This is a genomic window from Hymenobacter arizonensis (assembly GCF_900115775.1).
GTDB lineage: Bacteria > Bacteroidota > Bacteroidia > Cytophagales > Hymenobacteraceae > Hymenobacter > Hymenobacter arizonensis.
In genome coordinates this window covers 734,064-754,135 of sequence record NZ_FOXS01000002.1, presented here as the reverse complement: position 1 = coordinate 754,135, position 20,072 = coordinate 734,064, and the positions used below count along the sequence as shown (strand labels likewise).

Genomic DNA, 20,072 nt, shown 5'->3' with positions numbered 1-20,072 from the left:
TTTTTTTATGACGCCTCCCGCACCGCATTCCTGGTATTGGAGCGCAATGCAGGGCATTGCCTTGTGGCTGGCAGCGGGCAGCACACTCCTGCTGGGCAGCTGTGCGGTGGTGGGCAACATAACGCAGCTCGACGACGGCTACTACCGGGTGGTGCGGCGCTCCACCCGGGACTCGTTGGCGGTGGCCATTCCCAAGCAACAGCTCTACGTGCAGCAACACGCCGATACGCTGCTGCTCACGCCCAATCCGGCTCCGGGGGCGCCCACTGCTACCTACCGCTACACCATGCAGCCCAATCACCGGCTGCTGCTTCTGCGCCGCCGGCTCGACCTCGACGTGTTTGCCCTCCCGTTCAAAGTGCGGCCGCCGCAGGGCGGAGTACCCGTGCAGCTGAATACCAACTTCAATGCGGCCATTTACGTGGGTCGGCGGCTCGACTTTTATTCTCTGCACACGAAGCGGGCTACGCCGTTTGGTGCTACGCCCCACATTCGGGCCACGGGCATTGGCTACGGTGCTTTTGTGGGCATGGGGTCGACGTTTGTCAGCAACGACGTTGCCGCGCTGCGCCCCACTACGGCCGAGTACGAAGGGCTGGTATTGCACGGCGGGCTGGCAGCCATTTACGATGCGCAGGCCTTTAACATTGGACTGGCTATTGGCATTGACCAATTGATGGGTGCCGACGGCCCTTACTGGATATACCGCCACAAGCCCTGGTTTGGCGTGCTGTTTGGCCTCGACCTGAATTAGCCCGCGCCGGGGCTACTCCAGCCGGCGGCGGTTGGCCTTTTTCTCGCCCTGGATTTTCTTGCCTTCGAGGCGCTTGCGCACGGCGCTTTTGCTGGGCTTGGTGGCCTTGCGGGGCTTGGGCCGTCGCAGGCTTTTTTGCAGCAGCTCGTGAAAGCGAGCCAGGGCAATTTCTTTATTTCGGAACTGGCTGCGGTCGTCCTGAGCCGTGATGAGCAGCAGGCCGTCGGCGGTGAGCTGGTTGCTCAGCTTCTCCAGAATCAGGGCTTTTTGGCTGTCGGTGAGCACCTGTGAATCCTGCAGATGGAATCGCAGCTCAACCCGCGACTCCACTTTGTTCACGTTTTGCCCACCGGGGCCGCTGGAGCGGCTGGTTTGGAAGGTGATTTCCGGCAAAAAGGCTTCGGCGGGGGCGAGCATTTTTTCAATTAACAGTTATCAACCAACACTTAATAGTCGTGTCGGAAATAATACGATTTGTTAAATGACAAATGGTAATCGTTGAATGACAGGCTACTTGCCTAGGAGCATGGCGCCGTAGGAATAGCCGCCACCGAACACGGTGATAATCACCTTGTCGCCACCCTTCAGCGTGTCCCAAACTTCGGCCAGGCCGATGGCAGCGCCCGCGCAACCGGTGTTGCCGAGGCGTTCGATGTTGCTCACGGCGCGCTCCGGGTCGATGCCGAGCTGCTTCACCACGTTTTTGGAGATGCGCAGGTTGGCCTGGTGCGGAATGAGGTAGGTGAGGTCGGCGGTGGCAATGTGGTGCTTGTCGAGCAGCGTTTGCGTCACCTTGGCCATGTAGATGCAGGCCTGCTGAAACACGTCGCGGCCAAAGGGCATCACAATGCCCTTCTCTACGGGTTTCAGGGTTACGGACTCGTCGGCTTTGCTCACGGGGGCGGCCCCGCCCGTAATGACTTCGGCAATGTGCAGGTCGTCGGGGCTAATGCGCTCTTTGGAAATGAGCAGCGCCGCGGCGCCATCGCCCCACAAGTGGCCGGCCATGGTGTCTTCCTCGTTGTTGTAGGCAGTGTTGTGCTCGGTCACTACCACCACGGCGCGGGTGGCTTTGCCCATAGCAAAGTAGCCTTCCACAATCTCCACGGCGTTCAGCAGCGAAGAGCAGGCCGAGGAAATGCTAACCGTAGGTATTTCGTTGATGCCCAGGTAGCGCTGCACGGCGTGGGCCGCCGTAAAAATGGTATCGTGCGGCGTGTAAGTCCCCACTACAACCAAATCAATCGACTCTTGAGCAAAGGCAGGCGCGGCGGCCAATACGGCGCGGGTGGCCGCAATGGCCATGGTGTTGGCATTTTCGCCGGGGCCCGCTTTGCGACGCTCCTGAATGCCGGTTCGCTCGATTATCCACTCGCTGGCAAGGCCATTGAGGCGGGTGAAGTGAGCATTGGTTACGACTGCTTCCGGGAGGTAGGCAGCCACATGGTGAAGATACACAGGGTGGTGTTGGGTGGGATATTCTAGCGCGCCATTGGCTAGGCAAAGGTACGGCGCCGGACCCGCGGCAGCCGGACCCACGCCCGATATGCCCGAATTTTACACACTGGAGAGGTTTGTCGTGCTTGCGCAGTGGGCAGTGCAGCGCTACAGCCAAGGCAGTTGGCTTATGGGGTGCACTGGTCGCCAGGCGGGCAACAGCAGTTAGTTCTGCACCGTTTTGATGCGGCCGCTTCCATTGGTTGAGCTGCTCATTTGGCCGCCGCCGGCCACGTACACATTGCCCGAACCTGAGATTCGGGCGTCGGCGGCTTTGCTGGTGTACACGTGCGCATCGCCCGAGCCACTGATGCGCACCTTGCATGTTTCGGTTTTCAGGTCCTGCGCCTTCACGTTGCCCGAGCCGCTGATGCTAACCTCGTGCTGTGGGCAGTTGCCGCTCACCTGCAAGTCGCCCGAGCCGGCCACCGAGGTTTGAAGAAGCGTAGCGGTGAGCTGCGGCACCCGCAGATTGCCCGAGCCCGCAACCGTCAAGTTCATGGATTCGCCCTTTATGGGCCCCTCGGCGTCGAGCTGGCCGGAGCCGGCCACTTTGAGGGCCGTCAGGCTGGGCGCAGTTATGTACACCATTACGGGGCCGTAGTTTTTCATTCTTGACTTAAAGTCGTTGTCGCGGCGAAAGCCTAGGCGTAGCTGCTTGTCCTTTACTACGGTCTCAAATTCGGCCAAGGCCTCGGGGCTGGCCTCTACCACCACGCTTTGCGGGCTGCCCTGTTTCACCACGACGCGCGCCGAGCCGCCCAGGTTTACTTCCGTAAAAACGTCAACGGGGCGGGTTTCGCGCTGAACAGCAATTCGCGGCTCACTGAAGGAAGACAGCACCCCAACAAGCAGCACGGCCAAACCGGCCCACAGTGAGTTAATACGCAGCGTAGTCATTGGAAAATACTGAAAGAGTGAATGATGCAACCTCGTGCCATCAAAGATGCCGACTCTGGGGCCAGGGTTGCCTCGGGTGCTGCCTTTTTGTTAAGTTGACCGGCTTCCCAGGTCAGGCTCCGGCGACTTCCTCACCAGAGGCGTTACTACTCACCGCTCTTCACGGGAGCAGCGGGGCAATCGTCACCGTTCCGGGTCAGGTATTGCATGCCCCAGCCCAGCAATTCCATTAGCACCGGGCGCACGCGCTGCCCCTGTTCAGTGATGCTGTAGTCGACGCGGGGCGGCACCGTCTGGTGCACGGTGCGGGCCACAATGCCATCGGTTTCCAGGTCGCGCAGCTCCTGGATGAGCATCTTTTCAGTGATTTCGGGCATGAGGCGGCGCAGCTCACCGTAGCGGCGGGGCTCGTCGAGCAGGTAGGAGAGAATAAGGAGCTTCCACTTACCGCCCAAAACATTGAGCGTGGTGCGCACGGGGCAGGTGATGTTCCGCGCGGTGCTATTAGCCGACCAATACGCTTCGGCATGCTGTTGCTTGGTGAGTTTAGACATACTTTATTAATCTGGTTATCAGCATTTGTTTCTTTTTGGTAAGTACCCTACTTTTTTGTAGGTACTTGCGTAAAACGAAGTTAGGTAAGAACCTTTGTATGGCCAGTGGGCAACCCCGCCCCGACTCCATTTCAATAGTCTTATGTCAAAGAAAATCACCGTTCTCGGCGCTACCGGCAACATTGGTACCGCCCTCGTTCATCAGCTATTGGGCCAAGGCCACCAGGTAACGGCCGTGGCCCGCCCCAGCGCCCGCCTCGACGCGCTACAGCAAGCCGGCGCAAGCACCAAGGCCGGCGACGCGCACGATGCGGCCTTCCTCACCGAAGCCTTTCGCGGGGCCGATGCTGCATTTCTGATGATTCCGCCCAACGCAGCCGGGCCCGATGTGCTGGCCCACATGCAGCAGATTGGCGAAGCCACGGCGCAGGCCGTGCGGGCTTCGGGCCTGCCCGCGGCCGTGCACCTGAGCAGCATTGGGGCCGACCTGCCGGCCGGCACCGGCCCCGTGGTAGGCCTGTATCATCAAGAAGCCCGCCTCAACAGTATTGACGGCCTGGCCGTGGCTCACTTACGGCCAGCTTATTTCATGGAAAACCTGCTGGCCAACATCGGGTTGATTCAGCACCTGGGCCTGCTGGGCTCGGGCATACGGCCCGACCTGCGCTTTCCCATGGTGGCCACGCGCGACATTGCGGCCCGCGCCGCGGAGCTGCTGAGCGGCACCATCGAGAAAGGCGCAGTTGAGTATTTGCTGGGACCGCGCGACTACTCCATGCAAGAAGCCGGCGCTGCCATTGCCGGGGCCATTGGTCGGCCGGAGTTGCCGTACGTGCAATTCTCGTACGAAGACGCCAAAGCCGGCATGGTGCAAGCCGGCCTGAGCAAGAATATGGCCAGCCTCTACGATGAGATGACTCGCAACATGAACGAGGAGAAGGTGATGACCACCGCCCCGCGCGATGTGCGCAGCACCACGCCCACCACCATCGAGGCCTTCGCTGAGCAAGTATTCGCTCCCGCGTTCCGGGGCGCCACGGCCGGAGCCGCTAACGCTTAAAAAACAGGACAGCTTCAACTCAGCACATTGTTGAGAAAGACGCGACTCCCAGCCTCTCCGGCCGTGCCGGAGAGGCTTTCGCTATTTTTGCCCTTATGTCTTCCCTCCTCCACCACCTCGACCAAGGCCAAGGCCGGCCCCTGGTTATTCTTCACGGCTTGTTTGGCACCCTGGATAACTGGCAAACGCTGGGCCGACGCTGGGCCACCGAAGCGGGCCTGCGCGTTATCAGCGTGGACCTGCGCAACCACGGCCGCTCGTTCCAAAGCCCCGACCACAGCTACGAGCTAATGGCCCAGGACGTGCTGGCCCTGTTCGACCACCTCAGCCTCGGTGACGACGTTTCGCTGATGGGCCACAGCATGGGCGGCAAAGTAGCCATGCGCTTCGCCCTGAGCCACCCCGAGCGGCTGGCCCGCTTGCTGGTGTTCGACATTTCGCCGCGCTACTCCGACATGGAGCACCAGACCGACATCATTGCCGGCCTGCGGGCGGTGCCGCTGGCCACGCTCGAGAGCCGCCAACAGGCCGACGAGGCCATGGCTCAGCACATCCCGCAACCCACCGTGCGGCAGTTTCTGCTCAAGAACCTTTACCGCCGCGACGACCATTCTTTCGACTGGCGCATCAACGTGGCGGTGCTGGCGGAATCCATGGAGGCCGTGGGCGAGGAAATCACGGCCGCGCAGCCGTTTCTGAAACCCACGCTGTTTGTGCGGGGCGGCAAATCGAACTACATCACCGCCGAGGATAAGCTGCACGATATACCGGCCCTGTTTCCCAACTCGCAGGTCGAAACCGTGGTTGATGCCGGGCACTGGCTGCACGCCGAGAAGCCGGAAGAAGTGTTCCAGCTGGTGCAGGCCTTTGTGAAGCAGTAAGTAGCCTATGGCTCAGCTTATTTCGTCTAGAAAGAGGCTATAAGCTCGGGTGTTAAGTCAATAGCAGTTCCGCATGGGTCGGGGCTGCTATTTTTTTTCTCCCAAATCAGCGTGGAAAAGCAGTTTTGTGAAAAATTTTCCTGTCTTCAGACAACGGTTGCTTAGGGGTCAGCATCTTTCGCAATGTCTGGCCTAGGAGACAAAAAACTTCTCACTTCTTTTCTGCAAAACATCATGCAATTCAAATCAATCCCTCTGTGGGGCGGGCTGTGCCTGCTCTTCAGTGCCGGAGCGGCCACGGCCCAAACTCCGGCTAACCCCTTAGCAGCCAGCACCAGCCATTCGGCTACCATCAAGCCCGACGGTAGCCTTTGGACCTGGGGCATTAACTACGAAGGGCAGCTGGGCAACGGCACCACCAGGCACAGCTCGACGCCCGTGCAGGTAACGACTCAGGACCCAATCACCCGCTGGACGCAGGTAGCTACCGGCACCTCCCACACCCTGGCTGTGGCCACTGACGGCCGCCTTTACGCCTGGGGTAGCAACGCCGTGGGCCAGTTGGGCGACGGCTCCAACGAATCGCACGCCCGGCCAGTGGCCGTGGCCCTGCCCTCGGCCTTTGCCAACACCAGCTGGAAGCAAGTGGCCGCGGGCACCTCACACTCCCTTGCCCTCACCGCCGATGGCCGTCTGCTGGCCTGGGGCCACAACGCTGGTGGCCAGTTGGGCACCAGCTCTCACCGCACCCTCAACCAGCCCATGGAAGTGCTGCTGCCAATGAGTGCGGGCAACACCACGTGGGCCTACGTAACCGCGGGCAGCAGCCACACCCTGGCCCTGACTGCCGATGGCCGCCTCTACGCCTGGGGCAACAATGACTTCGGGCAGCTGGGCATTGGCTCTACCACGAGCACGCCGGTGCCCGTGGCGGTGGGCCCTGCCCGAGGAGCAGCACCCCTGCGCTGGGCACACGTTTCGGCAGGACGCTCTCACAGCCTGGCCGTTACCAAAGAGGGCCGCATCTACACCTGGGGCTCGAACCGGTTCGGCCAGCTTGCCAACGAGCAAAGCCTTGTCCGGACCCTGCCCGAGCCACTGCAGCTGCCCCGCCACCTCGCCAACATAGCCTGGGCGCAGGTAGCGGCGGGTGGTTTCCACTCCCTGGCCCTGAGCACCGACGGCCGCCTGGTGGCCTGGGGCAATAACTGCGTGGGTCAACTGGGCGACGGCAGCACCACCCGCCAGCTGCAGCCCGTGCTGGTGTCGATGCCACAGGGCAGCGCTGCAGCCAAATGGGCCCGGATTGCGAGCGGAAGCTTTCACTCGCTGGCCTACACCACCGATAACCAGCTTTGCACCTGGGGCTCCAACGGGTTTGGGCAGCTCGGCGACGGCACCACTACCAACCAGCAACTCCCCCTGCCGCAAGACCCTGCCCTTACCGCCCAGACCAGCCCAGCAAACCAGAGCATTTCCATCTCTGGCTCAGGCGGTGGAATTGAGCCCTGGGGCCTGAACGACAACCAGCTACTGAAAGAAGTACCGCCCGCGCCCAGCTTCATGATGCTCCCCAGGCCCAAGGACCAGGCGCGCCCTTAATAAATCGAATTGCTCAGCTCCTCAACGGACCGCCCGACACCGGGCGGTCCGCTTTGTTGCGGGTTTTGCTCCACCAGATGTAGCCGCCGAACAGCATCAGGCCTACGCCCGACACCCACAGCAGGCCGGTTTTCAGACGGTCGCTGTCCTGGCCCAGGTAGGCCAGCAGCCCGATGAGCGGGAGAATGGCCACGCCCGTCACCCCCACAAACCGGAAGTAGCCCATGCGCATGGCTCCGGCCACGAAGCTGATGGCATCGTTGGACACCACGGGCGTAAGCCGGGCCACAGCCACTGCTCCCAGGCCGTACTGCTCCACAAAGCCAGCTACTTTTTTCTCGCTTTTCTCGCCCAGCAGGCGCTGCACCACGGGCTCGCCCAGGCTGCGACCCAGCCAGTAGCCCACGCTGGAGGCGGTGAGCACGCCCACCCACGCCAGCAGGCCGCCCCACCACGGCCCGTAGGCCAGCACCGACACCAGTATCAGCAGCGCGTTGTTGATGACAATCAGAAACATCTGAGCGACCATGACGGCTACCACCAGCACCGGCCCCCAGTACCCGAACTGCGCCACCCAGGCAGCCACCTTGGCTTGGTCGCCGGTGCGCAACACGGCCCAGCCCTCCTGCACACCCACTTGAAAAGCGGGCCACAAAAAATAAGCGCCTACTAACGGCGCAATGATAGCCAGCGACAGATATAGCGGCAGGCGACTGGAACGAGAAGTATCGGGCACGGGCACGGAGGCTAAAGAAGCGTCCTATCCTACGAACCGGCCCGCAGGTGGTTCGGCCAGGGCAGCGGCAAGCCGCGGTGCCGTTCCTTTGTGCCCATGCCCGCTACCCTGTACCTCCTCCCCACGCCCCTCGCCGACGACACCGCCCCGCAAGTGCTGCCGCCGCAAGTGGTGGCCGCCGTGGCGGTCCTACCCTATTTTCTGGTTGAGAACGCCCGCACGGCCCGCCGCTTTGTAAAAAGCGTGGCCCCGCACCGCGTCATTGAGGAAATCCGGTTCACCGTCATCGACAAAGACAGCACCGATGCCGAAGTGCGGGCCGCCCTGGTGCCTCTGGTGAAAGAAGGCTTGGACGCCGGTATTCTCAGCGAAGCCGGCTGCCCGGGCATTGCCGACCCAGGCGCCGCGCTGGTGCGTGAGGCCCACCGGCAGGGCCTGCGCGTGGTGCCACTGGTGGGGCCATCTTCTCTATTGCTGGCCCTGATGGCTTCGGGGCTGAACGGGCAGCAATTTGCCTTTCACGGCTACTTGCCCATAGAGAAGGCGCCGCGCGTAGCTGCTATTAAAACGCTGGAGCGCGAGGCCCAGCAGCGGCAGCAGTCGCAGCTGTTCATTGAGACACCCTACCGCAACGGCGCCCTCTTTGCCGATTTGCTGGCGCACCTGCAGCCCAGCACGCGCCTCTGCGTGGCGGCCGACGTGACGGGGGCCGGGGAATTTATTAAGACCCTGCCGGTGGCCGACTGGCGCCGCCTGCCTGCCCCGGAGCTGCACAAGATTCCGACGGTGTTTGTAATCGGAACCTAGCGCAGATTCGGGCTCAGTGTATAGCCAGCAAGTAGCGCGGTCGTACCCGGAGGGACTTTTAGTCCGCGAGTCCACTGACTGCAGGATTCGCGGACTAAAAGTCCCTCCGGGTACGACCGCGTTACTAAAGAACGACGCCGAAACCGCGCGCTAGCTACGCGTTCGAGGCCAGCGGCCAGTTGCTGGCCTGCAGTTGAGAGGTGCCCAATGCCAGTTGCTCAGGGGTGATGTACGGTTCTGGGGCCATAGGCAGCGGCTCATGAGCTGGGGCCATCGTTTCACCGTGCTGGCTCACGTCGAGGCCGTCGGCCTCGTGGCGGGCATTTACCCTAATGGGAATGAGCAGGTTGGTGAACTTGTAGAGCAGGAAAGAACCGCCGAAGGTGAAGACGGAGATAAATACCAGCGCTCCGATATGATGCAGGAATAGGGTGGTCGAACCCGTGATGAGCCCGCCTTCCTTGGCAAAAACAGCCGTCATAATCATGCCCACAATGCCGCCGACGCCGTGGCAGGGAAACACGTCGAGGGTGTCGTCGAGGGTGGTGCGGTTTTTCATGGCCACGGCCCAGGCGCTAATGGCCGCCGCGCTGGCGCCGATGAACAGAGCAGGGCCGTAGCTTACGTAGCCCGCCGCCGGCGTAATGGCCACCAGGCCCACCACTGCGCCTATTGCCGCGCCCACAGCCGATGGCCGCTGCCCGCGCACGGCTTCAATAAGCATCCAGGTGAGCATGGCGGCTGCTGAGGCCATGTGCGTAGTGAAGAATGCCTGCACCGCCACCGTGTTAGCGGCCAGGGCCGAGCCGGAGTTGAAGCCGAACCAGCCAAACCACAGCAAGCCCGTACCCAGCAGCACGAACGGAATATTTACCGGAATGTGCTGATGACCGGCCTTGTGAGCTTCGCGCCGGCCCAGGGCCAAGGCGCCCGCCAGCGCGGCAAAGCCCGCCGAAATGTGCACTACCGTGCCGCCCGCAAAGTCCAGCACGCCCCACTTGAACAGGAAACCATCGGGGTGCCAGGTCCAATGCGCCAGCGGGCAGTAGATAACCAGACTGAATAGGCTGATAAACAACAAATAGCCCCAGAACCGAATGCGTTCGGCGAAAGCGCCGCTGATGAGGGCCGGCGTGATGATGGCGAATTTCAGCTGGAAGGCCGCGTATAGCACCAGCGGCAAATTGGGAGCCAGGCGCGGATGCGGGGCCGTGCCCACGTGGTTGAACAGCAAAAAAGTCATGGGATTGCCGATGACGCCGCCGATGCTCTCGCCAAACGCCAGGGAGAAGCCCACCACGTACCACAGCACCGATATCACACCCAACGAAATAAAGCTCTGCAGCATGGTGGAAATGACGCTGCGCTTGCTGACCATGCCCCCGTAGAAAAACGCCAGTCCGGGCACCATGAACAGCACCAGCCCGGAAGCCGTGAGCATCCAGGCTAGGTCGGCAGCCACAAAGGCATCGGGTTTGGCATCGGGGTGGTCCTGGGGCAGCAAGGCGGCTACTAGTGCCAGAATTAACAGGACAGCAAGACAGGCTGAGGCTAAGTACTGTTTGCGAGTCATACCGGTGTAATTTTATGAGTGTTGTAGCCACTAAATTACACTTTAATTTATTTGCCCCTATAATTTAAAGGGGCAAAATCAAATAATGATACTTTTTCGCTCAAACACCCCTTTGCATTTTAAGCCTATCAAACAAATTACTTACTTCTCTTGGCCTTGGGTTAGCTGAATCGAAAACGCAGTTCGGCCATTGTCTCCGGTGTGCAAGCGGAAGGCAAAACCGTGGGCCAGCAGAATGTCTCGCACCAGCGTGAGGCCGATGCCTTGACCGTCGCGCTTGGTGCTGAAAAAAGGAGTGAACAGGCGTTGGCTCACTTCGGGGCTCAGGCCGGGGCCGTCGTTTTCAATGGCGACCATGGGCGGCTGGACTTGGGTGCGCACCCAGATGTTGCCATCGTGCCCAATGGCCTCCAGGGCATTTTTGGCAATGTTGAGCAGCGCCTGCTCGATTTGCTGCGCATCGAGGGGCAGCACCAGCGGCGCGGCCGGAATTTCCAAATGCCACTTTATGCGCCGCTCTTCGCTTTGGGGCTGCAGTAGCCGGCAGATGCTGCGCAGCAACGCGTGCAAATCGGTGGGCTGAAGCGTGGGGGCCGGCAGGCGTACTAGGCGCGCAAAATTGGCGATGAAGTTGGCCAGCTGGGTGTTGCGGGTGATGCTCACGTCGAGCGCCTGCGTAAAATCGGGCTGGTCGGCAGGGTCCAGCTGCGGTGCGTAGTGGTGGAAGCTATGCAGAATGGAGTTGATGGCGCCAATGGAGTTGTTGATTTCGTGCGACATCATTCGAATCAGCTTGCTGTAGGCTTGCTTTTCCTGCTGAATCAGCTCCTGGGTCAGCTCTTCGAGCACGATGAAGCGGCGCGTGAAACCCCGGTCCAGAAAATGGGCGGCGTGGGCCCGGTAGGTTTGCAGGCCGGAAAGGCGCAGGGCCTGGGGCTGATTTTCGGTGAGAGCGGCCAGGGCCGGGCCCCACGCGCCAGGTAGCTGGGCCGGAAGCTGACCCAGTAGCTCGGCAGCCGGTTGGCCCAAGAACCGCTCAACGGCCGCATTCACGCCCTCTATTCGTCCTTCGAAATCCAGAATGAGGATGCCGGCCGGCGAGGCTTGGATGAGGCGTTCGAGCAGGAAGCTTTTTTCGTGTTGGCTCACCCGCTCGCGCCGCAGCGCGTCTATCATCTGATTGTACACGGTGATGAGCTGGTCCATCTCGTGCTGGCCCACGGGCACAAATTTCATGGAGAAATCTTTGGCCTGAATGGCCGTAGTGCCCGCCGCAATGAGTTGAAACGGCCGCACAAACCCCCGGTACAGCTGCACGGTCAGGACAATGCTTACCAGCAGCAGCACTTCTGCCGCCACAAACAGCACCGGGTTGGTGAGGCGCAGCTGGGCTGCCAGCCCAATCAGCACGGTGTGAATGATGACGACAAACAGGAGGAACTTGGTGCGGAGCGTCATGAGGGGTAATCTGCGAAGCGACTAATTGGGCACCGTAACTCGTCTGTCATGCTGACGAAGGAAGCACCTTTTCAAGCCACAATGCATCGTACTTACCTGATAAGATGTTTCCTTCGTCAGCACGACAGACGAGTTAATACCATGTTTTTAGCTCTACTCGGCTGTGTCAAATGGAATGGCGTGCTTCTCCAGGCGCCGGTAAAGGGCGCCACGGCTCAGGCCCAACGCCTTGGCTACCCGGCTGATGTTGCCGTCGTAATGGCTCAGCGCCTGCCGAATCATGTGTGCCTCCAGCTCGTCGAGCGTCATGGTGCCGGGGGCGGGCAGCTCGCCGGAGTCGAGGTGGCTGGCTGCCAGGCGCTGCGCCGAACCCGTTAAGGCATTGGCCTGGAAGTCTTCGGGGCCCAGCTCGTCTTTGCCACTCACGAGCACGGCGCGCTCCACCAGGTTTTTCAACTCGCGGATGTTGCCGGGCAATAGCTGCTCGCGGAGCCAGTGCAGGGCGCGGGTGCCCACCTTCAGGGCCGGGCGCTGGTAGGTGGTGCGCAGCTGGCCAATGAAGTGCTGGGTGAGCAGGGGAATGTCTTGCGGACGCTCGCGCAGGGCCGGCAGGCGCACCGTGATGAGATTGATGCGGTAGAACAGGTCCTCGCGAAAGCGGCCCTGGGCTACCATTTCGGCCAGGTTGCGGTTGGTGGCGGCAATCACGCGGATATCAAGGCGGCGGGGCTTGCTGTCGCCCAGCACTTCGTAGGTGCGGTCTTGCAGCACGCGCAGCAGCTTTACCTGGCTGGCCAGCTCTAGCTCGCCAATCTCATCCAGGAAAATGGTGCCGCCGTTGGCCAGCTCAAAGCGGCCCAGCCGGTCGGTTTTAGCGTCGGTGAAGGCGCCGCGGCGGTGGCCGAACATCTCGCTCTCGAAAAGCGAGGAGGAGATGCCGCCCAGGTTCACTTTGACAAACGGCTGCCCGCGGCGATGGCTGTTGCGGTGAATGGCCTCGGCGATTAGCTCCTTGCCCGTGCCGCTCTCGCCCTCAATCAGCACCGAGGCGTCGGTGCGCGCCACTTGGCCCACCTGGCGCAGCACGTGCAGCAACTGAGCGTCCTGCCCCACGATGTCGGCAAACTGATATTGCTTGTCGAGCTGGCGGCGGGTAGTGGCCGTGCCGGTGGCTTCGGCCGCGCTGGGCTCGGCGCTTTCGTGCAGGCCCAGCACCGTGCGAATGGTTTGGAGCAGAGCGTCGTTGTGCCATGGTTTGGTCACGAATTCGGCGGCGCCGGCCTTCATGCCCTCCACGGCCAGGCCGATGGAGCCCCAGCCCGTGATGAGAATAACCGGCACCTGCGGCGCCACCTGCTTTACCTGGCGCAGGAGGGCTAGGCCGTCTTCGCCGGTGGTGGCCAGCGAGAAGTTCATGTCCATGAGCACCAGCTGGGGCGGCGTTTCGCGCACCACAGCCAGGGCCTCGGCGGGCGTGGCCACGGCTTGCGCGGGGTAGCCAGCCTGCTTCAGCAGCAGCTTGAGCGACGTTCGTACGGCGATGTCGTCGTCGACGATGAGAAACATGATTGCAGAAAAGAGAAGGTGCGAAGGATGGAAAAAAGACGGGGTCAAGGGCCGTAGCGCGACCGTGCCCGGCAGAGAATCTGTAGTTCGCGTCCCCGCGCCATTAAATTCGTTCGGGTTTCCGCCGGGGACGCGAACTACAAAGTCCCTGCCGGGCACGGTCGCGCTACTGAAAGCTAGCCCTTAGCGCCCCCGGACGCTGCCGCCGGAGCTGGTGTTTTTGCTCACGGAAGGCGAGCCGCTGTAGCGCACCTCGCCACCGCTCGAAGCCTTGGCCGCCAGCGTTTCCTGCACGGCAACCGCAATGGTGCCGCCGCTCGACGCCGAGGCATCGCACCGGGCAGCTTGCAAGTCGGCGCCTTTGAAAACGCCGCCACTGGAAGAGCGCACGTCGAGCCGCTGGATTTTGCCCGCTACCGTGGCCACGCCGCCGCTGCTCACTTGCGCCTCCAGCGATGTAGCCGTGAAGTTGGCTTTGAGCACCGCGCCCGACGAGACTTCTAGTTTCAGGGTTTCGGTGGCGTAGGGCCCCGCCACCGTGACGGTGCTGCCGCTGCTGGCGCTCAGCGCCGTAAGTTGAGCGGCGGTCACGTTCACACGCAGGTTTTTCACGAAGCTGCTCTTGCCGAACATTTCGCTCACCTTGCGGTCGAAGCTGATTTTAAGCACGCCGTTGCGCACTTCCGTTTTGATGCGTTCGCGCAGCTCCGGCGTTTCGGCGCTCACGTCCACGCGCTGGGGCTGGCCTGCCACCAGGTTCAATTCGATGCCGCTGCTCACATCTATGGCGCTGAATGTGCTCACGGAGCGGGTTTCGGAAGAGGTCTGGGCTAGGGCGGGTACCAAGGCCAGCAGCCAAAGCAGGGCGAGGGTGGTGATGTTTTTCATAAAAAAGGTGTGAAAGGTGAAGTGTGTAAGAAGGCTGTATTTAAAGGTGCGCACCGGTCGTCATCAACTGGCGAAGAAGATTATGACAACGCCCAATCTATTGCATTGCGGCTTTTCCTGGTTTGGGCCGTGTTTTTTGAGTGGCAACCTTGGCCGGTGCTCCCAGGTGGCGCAGCGCCGCCGCCAGCACGGGGTCTTGCCCGGCCTGTAGTGCCGCTACCGTAGGGCGCGCCGCCACGGTGGGCTGAATGCCCTGGCCATTCCACTCGGTGCCGTCGGGATAAGCGTCGCGCTTGGTGCAGACGCGCGCCATCAGGCCTCCGGGTAGGGCAAAACTGAGCGGCTGCCCGGTGCTACCGCCCGTGGGTTCGCCCACCAGGGCGCCACGCTTCAGGCCCACGTAGGCGGCGCAGAAGTCTTCGGCCGCCGAAAACGTGGCCCCGCTGATGAGCACGGCCACCGGCTTCGCGTAATACTTGGCCCCGCCGGCCGGCGAAAATACACTGGCGGTATCCACGGCTTCAAATGTGATGCCCTCGCCCCGCGCCCGCCCCACGGCGCTGTAGATACGCGACTGGTAGCGGCCCGTGCGGTAGGGCTTGTCGGTGAGGTAGCTCAGTATGCGGAAGCCGTTGCTGCCGTTGCCGCCGCCGTTCAGACGCAGGTCGACGATGAGGGCGCTGGCGGACCGAATGGAATCGAAAGCGGCCGCGAAGCGCTGAAAGCCCAAGTCAGTTTCAAACTCATTGACTTGCAGATACGCCACGTTGCCCGGCAGAAACCGCAGGCGCACTGCCTCGTAGGGCAGCAGCTTGCCGTAGCCGCCGCGCGGCAGCGTCCGGGCGAAGGTTCGGCCCTTGCCGTCCCGAAATTCTAGGCGGACGGGCCGGGTTTTGGGGCCGCGCAGCAGGTTGTACGTGTAGGTCTGCACGTCCACGTTTTGAGTGGTCGAGCCGCTCTGGAACGGGCGCACGTATTGGTTGGCGTAGGCCACAGCGGGCAGGCCGTCAATCCGAACGATTTCCAGGCCCGGCTCGATGCCAGTGCGACGCAGGCTGTCGTGCCGCACCTGCCGCACCAGTACCCGGCCTTCCACCAAGTGCGCCACTAGCGGCGGGCGCGCATACACAGAGTCAACTAATGGCCCATCGGCGACCGACACATCGGTGTGGCCATCGTGCAGTTGGGCGTAGAACTGTTGCAGCACCCGGTAGTAGGCCAGGGTACTGGTGGTGTTCTGCACCTTGGGCAGGTAGTCCAGGTAAGCTTGGTCCCAGTTGAAGCCGGGCAGGTGGTCAAAGTAAGCGAAGTTGTACTTGGCTTCGGCCCACAGCTTCGAGAGGCCCGCCACTTTTTCGGCAGGGCTCAGGTTGGGCTGGTAGGGCGTGGCCAGGGCTTTGGCGTTGAAGACGTTGTCGAGGGTAGCGGCTTGGTCCAGCGCTTGCTTGAGGGCGGGGTCTTTTCGGGCTGACGCCAGGGCGGGGTTCTGAAGAATCCACTGCACGTAAGCGCTGCCATATTCCGGGGTCAAAATCTGCCGCAGCGAGGCCGCAGCGGCGCCTGGCTGGCCCAGCTTGCTTTGCAGCACGGCCATGTCCAGTAAAATGTCGCTTTGGCGGAAGTAGAGGAATTTGCTGGTTTTCGCCAAGGTCGCTACATCTGGGCGATGGTAGTAGGCCAGCGCTTCCTGCAAGAGGCGGATGCCCTTGCGAAGGCTGTCGGCAGGCGGGTTATCGGCCTTGCCCACCACCTTCCGCACGCGGGCCCGCTCGCCTTGCAGGTAGTCGTAGGCACCACCGGCCGTGAGGGGCGTTTGGGCGAGGGTCGGCCCAAAGCTTAGCACAAACAGAAACACAAACAAGAAGCGGCTCATACACGCAAGAGGAGAGGATGACAAACTGCGTTTAGCGAATCAGATGCGCTTCTAAGATATGAGGTTGCCTCGATTTTCGGGAAAAGCAAAAAGCCCTGATTTCGAGAATGAGCCTGGCGGGGTGGCGCAACTGCTGCAATCATTCCTCGCGCAGCGCCACGGCGGGCCGGATTCCAGCCGCCTGCCAGCTCGGCTGCATCGCGCACACGGTAGCAAAGGCATACACCAGCAACACGGCCAGCCCTATGCCCACGGCATAAACGGAAACCGGCAGCCCGAATGCTCCCAGCAGCGGAAACTGCGCCGCCAGCAGCACGCCCGGACCCACTGCCAGCGTGGTAATAACCAAGGTTTCGGCCACAAACTGACGGCTGATGCCCGGCCCCGTAGCGCCCACGGCTCGGCGCAGCCCAATCTCGGCCCGCCGCTGGCTGATGGCCTGCCACAAGGCGCCAAATAAGCCTAAGGCCACGTTTAAGAACAAAAAAGCACACACCAGCCCCACGGCCAGGATGGGCGCCAGTGCCGTTTGCAGGCCGGCGGCGCGGCTGTCGGTCAGTGAAATAGCACTGGTGCTCCACGTTTTGGTCACGGCGGCTACGGTCTTCACCAGCTGCTCTTCCAGCGCCGCGCCGCTGCCGGGCCGCACCCGCACTAGCAGCGTGTGCGAAAACATAGTGACGTTACTGTCGGGTAGCACGGTGCGCACAAAAATGAACGGCGAAGGGGCTCCGAGGTCCCCCCCCGAGCGGTACGAGCCCGTGACCCCGACCACTCGGCCCTCGTTCATTTCCTTGGGGTTGGAGGAGTGGTTGGCGCGCACTAACTGGCCCAGGGCCGGGCCGTTCGGAAACAACGCCTCACGCATCTCGCGGTTAATAATAACGGGCGGCACTAGGCTAGCATCGTCGCGGGGGTCGAACCACCGGCCTTCCAAGAGCTCCATGCGAAGCAAAGGCCCAAAATGGTCGTCGGTTTGCACTTCGTTTCCTTCCAGTATCGGGCCATTGCCCGCCCGGACGTTGCTTTGCATATTGTACAACGTGAACGGCGTGCTGAACGAGGACCGGCTGACGCCCTCCACGCCGGGCACGGCCCGCAGCTGGGCCAGCAAGCGGCGCAAAGTAGGGTTTTGCGGCAACTGGTCGTTGTTGGTGGTCAGGCGCAGCTCCCACACATCCTCGTAGGCAAAGCCTGGTGGCTGGCGCATGGCCAGGCCCACCACGGCTACTAACGTGCCCAGCCCGAACAGCACCAGGAACGAGAGAAACAGCTCAGTAATGAGCAAGCCATTGGCCCGCTTGCGGTTCCAAATCAGCGTGATGAGGTGCTGTATCATGCCTGCGCGTTTTTAAGGGCTTCAATGGCTGGCAGCCGCGCCATGCGGTAAGCCGGGTAGGCGCCCGAGAGCAGCCCGAACACTAAACTTCCGAGCAATGCCCAGCCGAATACAACTAGGTTGGGTTCGATGCGACCATAGGCAGCGAGGTAGCTGCCAGCCAGCCCGTGCAGTACCGCCGTTGCCAGCGCCAAGCCCACCACGCCGCCCAGCAGCGTCAGCAGCAGGGTTTCGACCAGGAACTGGCCCGCTAGGGAGCCGGCCGTGGCCCCAAAGGCCTTGCGAACCCCGATTTCGGTGGCCCGCTCGCTGATGCGACTAACGTTCATGGTCACCAGGTTCATGGCCGGAAGCAGCAGGAGCAGCGCTACCGCACCGCCGCTCAGCCACCGAAAAAGGCGGCCCGGGTCCTGCGTCCAGTTGTACTGGGCCAGCACGCGACCCGTTACCGACTCGCCAAAGGGTTGCAAGTGAAGGTCCATGGTCGCGCCGGGCTCCATTGGCAAAGCCGCCAAGGCGCGCTTGAACGTGCTCTGCACGGCCGGTATGGCCGCTGCCGTGGGCACCAAAACCAGTGCCTCGGAGGTGCCGAAGGGATTATCGACTTGCAGGTCCACGGCGCCGGGGTCGTAGGGCACCCACACATCGGCGTGGGCGTGGAAGCGCACGGCCGGCACGTCCTCTACTACGCCTTGCACACGGTAATTTTTCTGGTCGATGACGAGGGTGCGGCCTACTAAGCCGTGGTCGACCCCAAAGTAGGCCCGCGCGGTGCCCGCACTTATTACCGCCGGCCGCCCAGCGCCCTTCTGAGCGGCCGTATAGGGCCCGCCTTCCCGAAACCGAAAGTTCAGCACCTGCCAGAAACCGGCATCGGCGGCCTTCATGTTCAGCGCCAACTTGTGGCCCCGCACGTAGGCCACCACGGGCAGCGGCTGAGTGCTGGCAATACCGACCTTGGCATGGGCGCGCACGGGGGCCAATGTTTTGCTCAGCAGCCACTGGCTGGGCCACATGCGCATGGGCCCACCGCCCATGTCCAGGGTCACCAGCGTGCTGCAAAGCAGGCGGTCGGGGTGCTTCTCGGGTGGGTGCGGACCGGCCGCGGCATCGTAGAGGGCCACGGCAATGAGCAGGCTCATGAGCGTGGCTCCGATGCCGATGAGGCTGAGCGCCGTGAAGAACTTGCGGCGCAGCAAGACCTTCCAAGCCATTTTGAGGTGATGAACAAGCATAAGAGTAGTAGATAAATGCGGGCGCCATAGCCTTGAAGGGACTTGGCTCACCTGCTGTTTTCATGGGGCCGGGAACGACAGGCATAAGGAATAGCCGTGCAGCTGGACTGGCCCGTTTTACTCTTCCCGCAGCGCCACCGCGGGGTGAATGGCCGCTGCCAGCCGGCTAGGCTGCCACGCGCAGAGCGCCGTGATAAGATACACAGCACCCGTAGCCGCCGCAATGGCTAACAAATACGGCTGCGCTGGCTGGTCAAAAGCGTGAAGCAAGGGAAACTGGGCCGCCAGCAATCCACCCAACAAGACCCCAAACGTGGTTACCACCATCATCTCACCCAAAAACTGCCGGCCGATGCTAGCGCCAGTAGCTCCCATAGCCCGGCGCAGGCCAATTTCGGCCCGGCGCTGGCTGATGTTGTACCACAGTACCCCAAACAAGCCCAAGGCCACGTTGATGATGAGAAATAACCCGATAATGGCCAGCCCGACCACCGGCACCAGCGTGTAGCGGCGCCGGTTGATGCGTTCATCGTTCATCACCCGCACTTCAGTGGTCCATTGGCGGGTAACGCTGGCCACGGTGCGGGCTATTTTCTCTTGCAGCAATCCCCCCGAGCCCGGGGCCACGCGCACCAGCACGTTGGCCGTTTCCCAGTGGGTGGTGTCAAAGGGAATGAGGCGCTTCCATAGCGAAGAAATGGGCGCCGAGAAGTCGCTCTCCATCCGCACCTTTTCCACTACGCCCATCACCACGAATTCGTCTTCGGGCTTGGTTACTTTGTCCGGCTTGCTATACGTAAAAATCTTGCCCAGCGCGGGCTCGTTGCCAAACAGGCTTTCGCGCAGGTCCTGGCTGATAACCACGGGGCGGTGGTTGCTGCCGTCGTCGGCGGGGGCAAACCAGCGGCCCTCGCGCAACTGCAGCTGCATGGCCGTGGCGTAGTGGTCATCGGCGTCGTACACATTAGTTAACGGCGACTGCTTGTCCTTATAGCCAAAAAACGAGTTGTTATTGTTGAAAATAAAGGGCGTGTTGCCACTGGTGAGCGCCACGGTTTGCACACCGGGGAGGGCCTTCACTTGGCGTAGCACGTCGTCCAGCTCGGCGCGGGGCATGGTCAGGCCCTGGCCGGCGCGCACCTGCAGCCGCCACACCTGCTCGTAGTTGAAGCCATGCGGCGCCAGATAGTTTTTGGCGGTGGTGATGACCACGGCCCCGACCCCAAATAGCACCACGAAAGAGAAGAAGATTTCGGAAATGAGCAGCAGGTTGGACCGCTTACGGTTCCAGATAAGAGTGAATAAGTGGCGTAGCATGATTGTCGGAGAATGAGGATGGGAAATAGATG

General features: G+C 61.8%; 18 protein-coding genes. 5 read left to right on the top strand and 13 right to left on the bottom strand.

From position 1 onward, the window contains the following. Positions 1–7: 7 nt before the first annotated feature. Entirely contained in the window at positions 8–754 is a 747-nt protein-coding gene (locus tag BMZ66_RS09535) for a hypothetical protein (protein ID WP_143080129.1), read from the top strand. A 12-nt stretch (positions 755–766) separates the two neighbouring features. Here the strand turns inward: BMZ66_RS09535 and arfB are convergent, their stop codons facing one another. From arfB to BMZ66_RS09515, 4 genes are all read right to left on the bottom strand, one after another. Beyond that, the gene (gene arfB / locus BMZ66_RS09530) at positions 767–1,171 is read right to left on the bottom strand and encodes an alternative ribosome rescue aminoacyl-tRNA hydrolase ArfB (protein ID WP_092671651.1); all 405 of its coding nucleotides are present in this window, start codon (positions 1,169–1,171) and stop codon (positions 767–769) included. A gap of 93 nt (positions 1,172–1,264) precedes the next feature. Further along, positions 1,265–2,212 (bottom strand): 3-oxoacyl-ACP synthase III family protein, encoded by a 948-nt coding sequence (locus BMZ66_RS09525; protein WP_092671648.1) that lies wholly within the window; start codon positions 2,210–2,212, stop codon positions 1,265–1,267. A gap of 204 nt (positions 2,213–2,416) precedes the next feature. Beyond that, entirely contained in the window at positions 2,417–3,151 is a 735-nt protein-coding gene (locus BMZ66_RS09520; RefSeq protein WP_092671645.1) for a head GIN domain-containing protein, read from the bottom strand. A gap of 146 nt (positions 3,152–3,297) precedes the next feature. Continuing rightward, positions 3,298–3,705, bottom strand: coding sequence for a winged helix-turn-helix transcriptional regulator (locus BMZ66_RS09515; RefSeq protein ID WP_092671642.1), 408 nt, complete (start codon positions 3,703–3,705; stop codon positions 3,298–3,300). Between the two features lie 142 nt (positions 3,706–3,847). Between BMZ66_RS09515 and BMZ66_RS09510 the strand changes: the two genes are divergently transcribed. The 3 genes from BMZ66_RS09510 (at position 3,848) to BMZ66_RS09500 (ending at position 7,248) form a co-directional block, all read left to right on the top strand. Further along, positions 3,848–4,765 carry an NmrA family NAD(P)-binding protein gene (locus BMZ66_RS09510; protein ID WP_092671640.1) on the top strand — a complete coding sequence of 306 codons (918 nt, stop codon included), beginning with the start codon at positions 3,848–3,850 and terminating at the stop codon, positions 4,763–4,765. Positions 4,766–4,860: 95 nt separating this feature from the next. Beyond that, on the top strand, positions 4,861–5,646 hold the full coding sequence (locus BMZ66_RS09505) for an alpha/beta fold hydrolase (RefSeq protein ID WP_092671637.1): 786 nt from the start codon (positions 4,861–4,863) through the stop codon (positions 5,644–5,646). Between the two features lie 234 nt (positions 5,647–5,880). Further along, entirely contained in the window at positions 5,881–7,248 is a 1,368-nt protein-coding gene (locus tag BMZ66_RS09500; RefSeq protein ID WP_177204667.1) for an RCC1 domain-containing protein, read from the top strand. A gap of 13 nt (positions 7,249–7,261) precedes the next feature. On the opposite strand, the gene BMZ66_RS09495 is transcribed toward BMZ66_RS09500, so the two are convergent. After that, positions 7,262–7,984 carry a TVP38/TMEM64 family protein gene (locus BMZ66_RS09495; protein WP_234795049.1) on the bottom strand — a complete coding sequence of 241 codons (723 nt, stop codon included), beginning with the start codon at positions 7,982–7,984 and terminating at the stop codon, positions 7,262–7,264. Positions 7,985–8,080: 96 nt separating this feature from the next. On the opposite strand from BMZ66_RS09495, the gene BMZ66_RS09490 reads away from it, so the two are divergent. Then, the gene (locus BMZ66_RS09490) at positions 8,081–8,791 is read left to right on the top strand and encodes an SAM-dependent methyltransferase (RefSeq protein WP_092671628.1); all 711 of its coding nucleotides are present in this window, start codon (positions 8,081–8,083) and stop codon (positions 8,789–8,791) included. 154 nt (positions 8,792–8,945) lie between these two features. On the opposite strand, the gene BMZ66_RS09485 is transcribed toward BMZ66_RS09490, so the two are convergent. The 8 genes from BMZ66_RS09485 to BMZ66_RS09450 form a co-directional block, all read right to left on the bottom strand. Next, entirely contained in the window at positions 8,946–10,364 is a 1,419-nt protein-coding gene (locus tag BMZ66_RS09485; RefSeq protein ID WP_092671625.1) for an ammonium transporter, read from the bottom strand. Between the two features lie 141 nt (positions 10,365–10,505). Further along, entirely contained in the window at positions 10,506–11,822 is a 1,317-nt protein-coding gene (locus tag BMZ66_RS09480) for a sensor histidine kinase (RefSeq protein WP_092671622.1), read from the bottom strand. 153 nt (positions 11,823–11,975) lie between these two features. Continuing rightward, positions 11,976–13,388 carry a sigma-54-dependent transcriptional regulator gene (locus BMZ66_RS09475; protein WP_092671619.1) on the bottom strand — a complete coding sequence of 471 codons (1,413 nt, stop codon included), beginning with the start codon at positions 13,386–13,388 and terminating at the stop codon, positions 11,976–11,978. A gap of 183 nt (positions 13,389–13,571) precedes the next feature. Next, positions 13,572–14,276 (bottom strand): head GIN domain-containing protein, encoded by a 705-nt coding sequence (locus BMZ66_RS09470; protein WP_143080128.1) that lies wholly within the window; start codon positions 14,274–14,276, stop codon positions 13,572–13,574. Between the two features lie 97 nt (positions 14,277–14,373). After that, a complete protein-coding gene (locus BMZ66_RS09465) occupies positions 14,374–16,149 on the bottom strand; it encodes a S41 family peptidase (RefSeq protein ID WP_092671613.1) in 1,776 nt (591 codons plus the stop codon). Between the two features lie 139 nt (positions 16,150–16,288). Continuing rightward, on the bottom strand, positions 16,289–17,488 hold the full coding sequence (locus BMZ66_RS09460; RefSeq protein ID WP_092671610.1) for an ABC transporter permease: 1,200 nt from the start codon (positions 17,486–17,488) through the stop codon (positions 16,289–16,291). Then, a complete protein-coding gene (locus tag BMZ66_RS09455; RefSeq protein WP_092671607.1) occupies positions 17,485–18,723 on the bottom strand; it encodes an ABC transporter permease in 1,239 nt (412 codons plus the stop codon). Before BMZ66_RS09455 ends, BMZ66_RS09460 begins: the two co-directional genes overlap by 4 nt. Positions 18,724–18,840: 117 nt before the next feature. Beyond that, a complete protein-coding gene (locus BMZ66_RS09450; RefSeq protein WP_177204666.1) occupies positions 18,841–20,040 on the bottom strand; it encodes an ABC transporter permease in 1,200 nt (399 codons plus the stop codon). Positions 20,041–20,072: the final 32 nt, after the last annotated feature.